This is a genomic window from Acinetobacter sp. GFQ9D191M, from assembly GCF_011174875.1.
GTDB lineage: Bacteria > Pseudomonadota > Gammaproteobacteria > Pseudomonadales > Moraxellaceae > Acinetobacter.
Window position 1 is genome coordinate 20,401 of the sequence record NZ_JAALGV010000020.1, and the last position, 6,918, is coordinate 27,318.

Sequence of the window (6,918 nt, forward strand, 5' to 3'; positions counted from 1 at the left end):
TCAGTTGTAAAGTTAGATCAATCTATTATTCATCTAACAATGGCGCTTGAATATTGGCACCCACCTTGATAGGTAACTCACTTTCCAGCACATAAGCATAGCTGAGCTGATCGAAAGTTTTAAAGACCATCACATTGCCAATGCGCTCACCTGGAAGCTGTACGCGCTCTTTGGTTTTCGGATCAGTCACCACTTCACCTTTCTGGTTTACGCTAAAGACATGACCAGTCTGAACCCCATGTGCCGTACCACGGTCAATCGTCACGACACTATGACGTGCTGCTGTACCGATTGAACCCAGTACACGCACAATCTGACCACCAGCAACCGTATTTTCTGCATTCACTGGATAGAACAGGGTAGGCAACATCGGATCGTATTCAGGTAATACACGGTCACCACGACGCACTTCGGCATTGTAGCTATCTGTCAATTCCAGCGTGGTGACATCACCTTCGCCACGTACTGCGATTCCGGAAGCAACCTGTTGCAGCTCTAGAGCAGCCGTGTATTTCTTGCCATTGGCATCGGTAAAGACATAAGGGTCTGCCTCACGATACACCGCATAACGCTGGCCAACCACCAAACCATTACCGCGTGCATAGACCTTCTGGCCTTTACCGGCCAGTACGCGCTGGTCTGCAGTGCCGAGAATGTAAGGCGTACCCTGAACTGAATCAGCTGCCACAATGGTATAGCGTTCCAGCCATTGCTGGATATGCGCTAATGGAATCACTGGAATAGTATTATTTAAAGATTCAACGCGAACCTGTGGCTGTAGCGAAGTACTGCCAATATAACGACTGATGATGCCTTCACAGCCATCACCTTCGTCTTTACCAATAATTGGACGGCCCTGATAGTCACACATCAACAGGCGATCACCTGGAAAAATCCAATGTGGATTTTTCACGTGCTTGTTACTGGCCCAGATTTCTGGCCAACGCACCGGATTTTTTAAGAAACGTTTTGAAATATCCCACAATGTATCGCCTTTTTTGACCACGTAGACATTGGGTGCACTGGCTTTTAAAGCAGGTGGATTGACGTTGCGGGCAGGAGCTGCCTCGGCTGAATACATTGTCCCCATACTCACTCCGACACAAACTGCCAGTGCGAGCATTTGATTTTTTAACCCCAAGGCACTAAAAAATGGCATGCCCTTCAAAACCTTTTTCATTATCATAATTCCTAAAATTATGTGCGTAATTGCGTTATAATAACGATCTTACACACATTTTTTTGATGAAGCATTCCCTTCATTTGGTTTTTTGATCAATGGCATAATTGAGGACGCAGTATGGCCTTATTACCTATTTTAAGTTTCCCGGATCCCCGTCTTCGTACCATTGCACAACCAGTCGAAGAAGTTACTGATGAAATTCGTCAGCTCGCTGCAGATATGTTTGAAACCATGTATGAAGCGCCAGGCATCGGACTCGCCGCGACCCAAGTCGATCGTCATATTCAGCTGATTGTGATGGACCTGTCTGAAAATAAAGATCAACCCATGGTGTTCATTAACCCCAAAATCACACCATTGACTGAAGAAACACAGCCTTATGAAGAGGGCTGTCTATCAGTTCCTCAAATATACGATAAAGTTGAGCGTCCGTCACGCGTAAAAATCGAGGCAATTGGTCTGGATGGTCAACCCTTTGAACAAGAGGCTGATGGACTTCTCGCTGTGTGCATCCAACATGAAATGGATCACTTAAATGGTAAACTTTTTGTGGATTATCTGTCGCCATTGAAACGTCAGCGTGCCCGTGAAAAAGTAGAAAAACTGGTTCGCCAACGCAATAAAGAAAAAGTTGCAGTTAAACGCTAGGACTCTTTTCCCAAGCAATTTTTATGATTCAACAAGCCCAATTTTGATTGGGTTTTGTTATACTTAGCCCAGACAAATTCAAGGGTTTGCCTATGGTTCTGCGGGGAGGTCTGCTACTTTCCTTTGTAGCGGTATTTCTACAGATGGCTGTATTCTTACAGCCTTTGCTGCCGAAGCAATATCAGGTTGCTCCGGTCTGTGAAACCATCACGCGTGCCCTTTTAGTTTCCTCTCATGTTCATTCTGAACATCCTGCTCATCATCTTGATCAGCATCCTATTTCCTCGGACTCCATGGCGCATGAACACGATGCCAGTCATCAGTGTCAGTACTGTACTGTCTATGGCAACCTGGTTTTGCCGCCTAAGCTTGAAGTGAAAGAAGTCCTGGATCGAATTCAGGTCAGACTCTTGGCTTTTGAACAAGCCTTTAAACATGTCTGGTTTGTTCTTCAGCGACTCTTTCTGATTCCGCAAGGACGGGCACCGCCACTGTTTGCATAAATCCACGTTGTTTTGACTGGGTCTTGAATGACTCGGACCGTGTTTAATTTATGTATTCAGTGAGATAGAAAATGGCTCAGCCTAAATTCTTGTTACAGCCCCTTGCGGCTGCGATTTGTGTTGCCTGTTATTCATCAGTGGTTATGGCCAATGAAAGCATGCCTGTACAAACCATGGCGCCGATTGTGGTGACTTCAACTGCCGGTAATGATGCCAATGGTCTGATTGTTCGTGCTGATCCCAAACAGCCGATTCAGCCAGTGCCAGCAACCGATGGTGCAGATTATCTGCAAAGTATTGTAGGTTTTAGTTCGGTCAATAGCGGAGCTGGCACCAATGGCGATGTGACCTTTCGTGGCATGTTCGGTTCACGTATTAAAATCCTGACTGATGGCACTGAAAACCTCGGTGCCTGTCCAAGCCGGATGGATTCGCCCACTTCATATATTTCTCCAGAAAGTTATGACCGTATTTCAGTCATTAAAGGCCCGCAAACAGTTCAATATGCCAATACCGGTTCGGCAGCAACCGTCATTTTTGAGCGTACACCTGAACAATTTGGAGAAGATCAACACTATCGTGGTCAGGCCAGTGTACTGATGGGATCTTTTGGTCGTCTGGACCAGAACATTGAAGCTGCTGCTGGTGATGAAAAGAAGTATATCCGCCTGAACACCAACCGTTCGGTATCAAACAGTTATCAGGATGGTAATGGTCAAACTGTACCTTCAGATTGGGAACGATGGAATGCAGACCTGGCACTGGGCTGGACACCGGATGAAGATACCTGGGTCGAGCTGACCGGTGGTAAAGCTGATGGCGAGGCGGTTTATGCTGGCCGTGATATGGATGGATCACAGTTTGCCCGTGAAAGCCTCGGCTTACGTGTTGAAAAGAGAAATCTGACGGATGTGATTCGGAAAGTTGAGGCACAGATCAACTATAACTATAACGATCACATCATGGATAACTTTAGTCTGCGGCCTGTACCGATGATCCATGACATGGCAACCCATAGCATGAAAGCCAATCCGTCTGCTATGCAGGTCACACGCCGTACTTTAAATTCCCGTATGGCGATAACAAGTGAATGGGATAAAACCCAGTTGATCGCGGGTGTGGATTCTCAGCACAATACGCATGCTGGGGGAATGACTTCAATCAATATAAACATGCCGCTCACGCCAGATATGAGATTTCAGTCTTATGGAGCTTTTGGTGAATTGAGCCATGAACTAAATGACAACCATAAACTGGTTACGGGTGTGCGGGTCGATCAGGTTGATATTGATGCCTTAAAAACTGGTCAAAGCCGTCAGGAAATCTTGCCGAGTGCCTTTATCCGTTTTGAAAATACTCATCCAGAGCATGATGGCGGTAAAACCTATATTGGTCTGGGATACGTCGAGCGTGTGCCGGATTATTGGGAATTATTTAAAACCGATTATCAGGGTGTAACTGCAAATACATTTAAACAGTTAGATACTGAAAAAACCTTACAGCTTGATCTGGGCTATCAACATCATCATGGTACCTTCAATTCATGGGTATCGGCTTATGCTGGTATTGTTCAGGATTTTATTCTGATGACTTATCCTGAAACTGCAAATTCAGGTCGTGACCATCATATGGGTAGTGGCATGGAAGGAATGCAGTCGGTAAAAATGAATGGTGCAGATTCAAGAAATGTTGATGCGGCGATTGCTGGTGCAGAAGCCGGAATTGGCTACCAGTTTACCGATGCTATTCAGGCTGATATTAGTGCTATGTATGCTTGGGGTAAAAACACGACAGATCATACGCCATTGCCGCAAATTGCACCTTTAGAAGCCCGGGTGAATCTGCGTTATATCCAGGAGAATTATACCTTAGGGGCTTACTGGCGTTTGGTGGATGGCCAAAACCGTATTAGTGAACATGAAGGCAATATTGTTGGTTATGACCATAAACAGAGTGCTGGTTTTGGCACATTGTCTTTAAATGGCACCTATCATGTGAATGAGAGTGTGGATCTTTCAGTCGGTGTCGATAATGTCTTCGACCGGACTTATACAGAACATTTGAATAAAATGGGAAGTTCAGGTTTTGGTTTTGCTTCAGATGAGCAATTTAATAATATCGGACGCAATTACTGGGCGCGTGTTAGTATGAAATTTTAACCTCATCCCAATCGTTAAAACAAAGCCGCTCAATTAGCGGCTTTGTTTTTAGCAGTTAAAGAGTCGGAAAATAAATTGTGTTTAAAAAACAGCTCACTTACACTCTAATTAAATGATTATATTAAATATAAAAGTAATATATGCCCCAAGAACAGCAGCCTTCGATTCAGTTGCACCAACTTACTAAACAATTTGCCGATCAGGTGATTTTTCAGCAGATTAACTATACCTGGCAAGGCGCTGGCATTTTTGTATTATCCGGGGCAAATGGAGCAGGTAAATCGACTTTATTGCAAATGATCGTTGGCATGGAAAGTCTGACATCGGGTCAGATTTATATTAACGGACAGGTATTGCAGCAGGAGCAGGTGGCACAGCAACTGGCATTTGTGCCGGACACCATGGTGGCTTATCCCTTTATTACTGGACGCGAGTTTCTAGCGTTTATTGCCAGTCTACGCCAGGTTCCCATGATAAAAGCTTTGGAGCTGGTAGATCTGTTTGCTATTCAAACTTTTTTAGATATTCGATTTGATGCCATGTCCTTTGGGACTGCTAAAAAATTTATGCTGATTTCAGCATTTATGAGTAATACCTCAATTCTGATTTTTGATGAACCGACACATGGTTTGGATTCTAAATCCTTACAAGTCTTTCAACAGCTATTAAGTCAGGCGGCCCAAAATAAATTGATCTTGATGACCTGTCATGATCTGCATTTGCAACAACAATTACAGATAAAACATGTGGACTTGCAAGACTTGATTGGAGAGGCCGCTTGAACAGATTTCAGCGATTTTGGTCGATTTCTCGGAGAGACTACGATCATCTCCGTCAAATGATCGAATGGCGCTTGAAATACTATGTGCAGGTCACCGCAGATGCCATGCGCCGTAATACCCAAGCTGCTGCATTGATCCTGATCTTGCTTGGACCAGCACTCCTGGCGCTACTATTTGCGATGGCAAAACCCTTAATGCATCTACTCAATGGCAGTGCCTGGCAGGATGCAGTATTGATTTGGATGAGTTTTGTGAGTATTTCATTAGTCTGGATAATATTGCAGCGTCTGGCATTAATGGGGGGATTGGCCAGTCAGTATTTACAATGCTTGCCTGTCTCGGCAGGACTCAGACTTATGACTGACTTTTGCATAATTGCTTATACCAATAGCATCTTATTTATTCCTTATCTCATTGCAATGGCCTATGTATTTGCTGGCTCTGAATATTTCACTGATAGGGTTATGGGCATGTTTGATTGTGATATTGCAATTAGCTGTGCTGAATCGTATTCGCTATAACTGGATCGGTGTCATTTTATCTTTTACTAGTCCTGTTGTACTGAGCTTGAGTGGTTCAAAAGTATTGACGATTCTTGTTACGCTCATAGGGATAGGTATTTGTTCTAAAATTTTAAAGAAAAATCAAAAAGCAAAAGAATTACAGTTGAGATGGGTATTGCCTTATATGGCTTTGAACCCAAAAGCCCAGGTGATTCATCATTTAATTCGTATTTATATAAGACAGCTCTTTGAATCAGGAAATAGTTCTAGAATTTTTATATTACTGATTTTAACTGTACTGCCTGTACTTCTGATTCCGCTGGTGCAAGCAGACATGATTCTGGAAAATTTCCTGTGGGTGCGCTGGACAGAGCAGGAGCTAACTCTATTTGTAACGAGTGTTTTGCTGGCTGGTAGCTTATATGTGGTGAGCAGTATGCAGTTGGCACTAAAAACTCAATACCAGACACAGTGTTATTTTCTGCAATGTAATGGTATTGCATCCCAGATGATTGAGCGGGCTCATCATAAAGCACTGTTCATCATGGGAGCTATTGCACTGTTACCAAGTCTGTTATCTGTAGGTTACTGGCTAGGATGGCAATCGGCAATTTTATTATTGCTGATCTGCCCAGTGCTATTGATGCTGAATATCTGGATCCAGAAATCACCGGAAGACACACATGTAGTGAGCAAATTACTGAGTTTCGTCGCATCCGTCGTTGTAATACGAGTAATGCTCGGTTTGAATTTTTAAATATTGCATAAATAAAAAGCGGCTATTCAAAATAAAATGATCTCGAACTTAAAAGAATAAAAATAAAATGGTTAATTTCGTTTATTAATGCAGCATAAAATAGAAAAAAACACAAATTTGGATGAATAAATATACAGACGATGATTTTTGTTGAAAAAGGGGGTTGCAAGCCCTCTGAAATACTGTAGAATGCACATCCATCGGCGGTGATGAAGATTAAAACTTCTGACAAAACAGTAACTTAGCATAAAGTGGTTAAGTTGGGTTTTAGAAAGAAAGTTTAAAAATAATCAGATTTACTGGTTGACTTTCTAGAGATAGAGAGTAATATAGCCGACCTAGCTTGCTGCTGACGAAGCAGTAAGAAGATCATTAAGAGATTA

General features: G+C 43.1%; 7 protein-coding genes. 6 read left to right on the forward strand and 1 reads right to left on the reverse strand.

Annotation, left to right across the window (positions count from 1 at the left end; all coding sequences use genetic code 11):
• Positions 1–25: 25 nt before the first annotated feature.
• The gene (locus G5T77_RS03710; RefSeq protein WP_104426934.1) at positions 26–1,180 is read right to left on the reverse strand and encodes a LysM peptidoglycan-binding domain-containing protein; all 1,155 of its coding nucleotides are present in this window, start codon (positions 1,178–1,180) and stop codon (positions 26–28) included.
• Between the two features lie 120 nt (positions 1,181–1,300).
• Here G5T77_RS03710 and def point away from each other — a divergent pair, with 120 nt between their 5' ends.
• The 6 genes from def (at position 1,301) to G5T77_RS03740 (ending at position 6,535) form a co-directional block, all read left to right on the forward strand.
• Positions 1,301–1,831, forward strand: coding sequence for a peptide deformylase (def, locus tag G5T77_RS03715; protein WP_004780730.1), 531 nt, complete (start codon positions 1,301–1,303; stop codon positions 1,829–1,831).
• 92 nt (positions 1,832–1,923) lie between these two features.
• Positions 1,924–2,334, forward strand: coding sequence for a DUF2946 family protein (locus G5T77_RS03720; protein ID WP_166139370.1), 411 nt, complete (start codon positions 1,924–1,926; stop codon positions 2,332–2,334).
• A gap of 71 nt (positions 2,335–2,405) precedes the next feature.
• Positions 2,406–4,493, forward strand: a complete 2,088-nt coding sequence (locus tag G5T77_RS03725) for a TonB-dependent copper receptor (RefSeq protein WP_166139372.1) — start codon at positions 2,406–2,408, stop codon at positions 4,491–4,493.
• Between the two features lie 140 nt (positions 4,494–4,633).
• Positions 4,634–5,275 carry an ABC transporter ATP-binding protein gene (locus G5T77_RS03730; RefSeq protein ID WP_166139374.1) on the forward strand — a complete coding sequence of 214 codons (642 nt, stop codon included), beginning with the start codon at positions 4,634–4,636 and terminating at the stop codon, positions 5,273–5,275.
• Complete coding sequence (locus G5T77_RS03735) at positions 5,272–5,796, forward strand: hypothetical protein (protein ID WP_166139377.1); 525 nt, start codon at positions 5,272–5,274, stop codon at positions 5,794–5,796. The genes G5T77_RS03730 and G5T77_RS03735 overlap by 4 nt, the downstream gene beginning before the upstream one ends.
• The gene (locus tag G5T77_RS03740) at positions 5,774–6,535 is read left to right on the forward strand and encodes a hypothetical protein (protein WP_166139379.1); all 762 of its coding nucleotides are present in this window, start codon (positions 5,774–5,776) and stop codon (positions 6,533–6,535) included. The genes G5T77_RS03735 and G5T77_RS03740 overlap by 23 nt, the downstream gene beginning before the upstream one ends.
• The last annotated feature ends 383 nt before the right edge of the window (positions 6,536–6,918 follow it).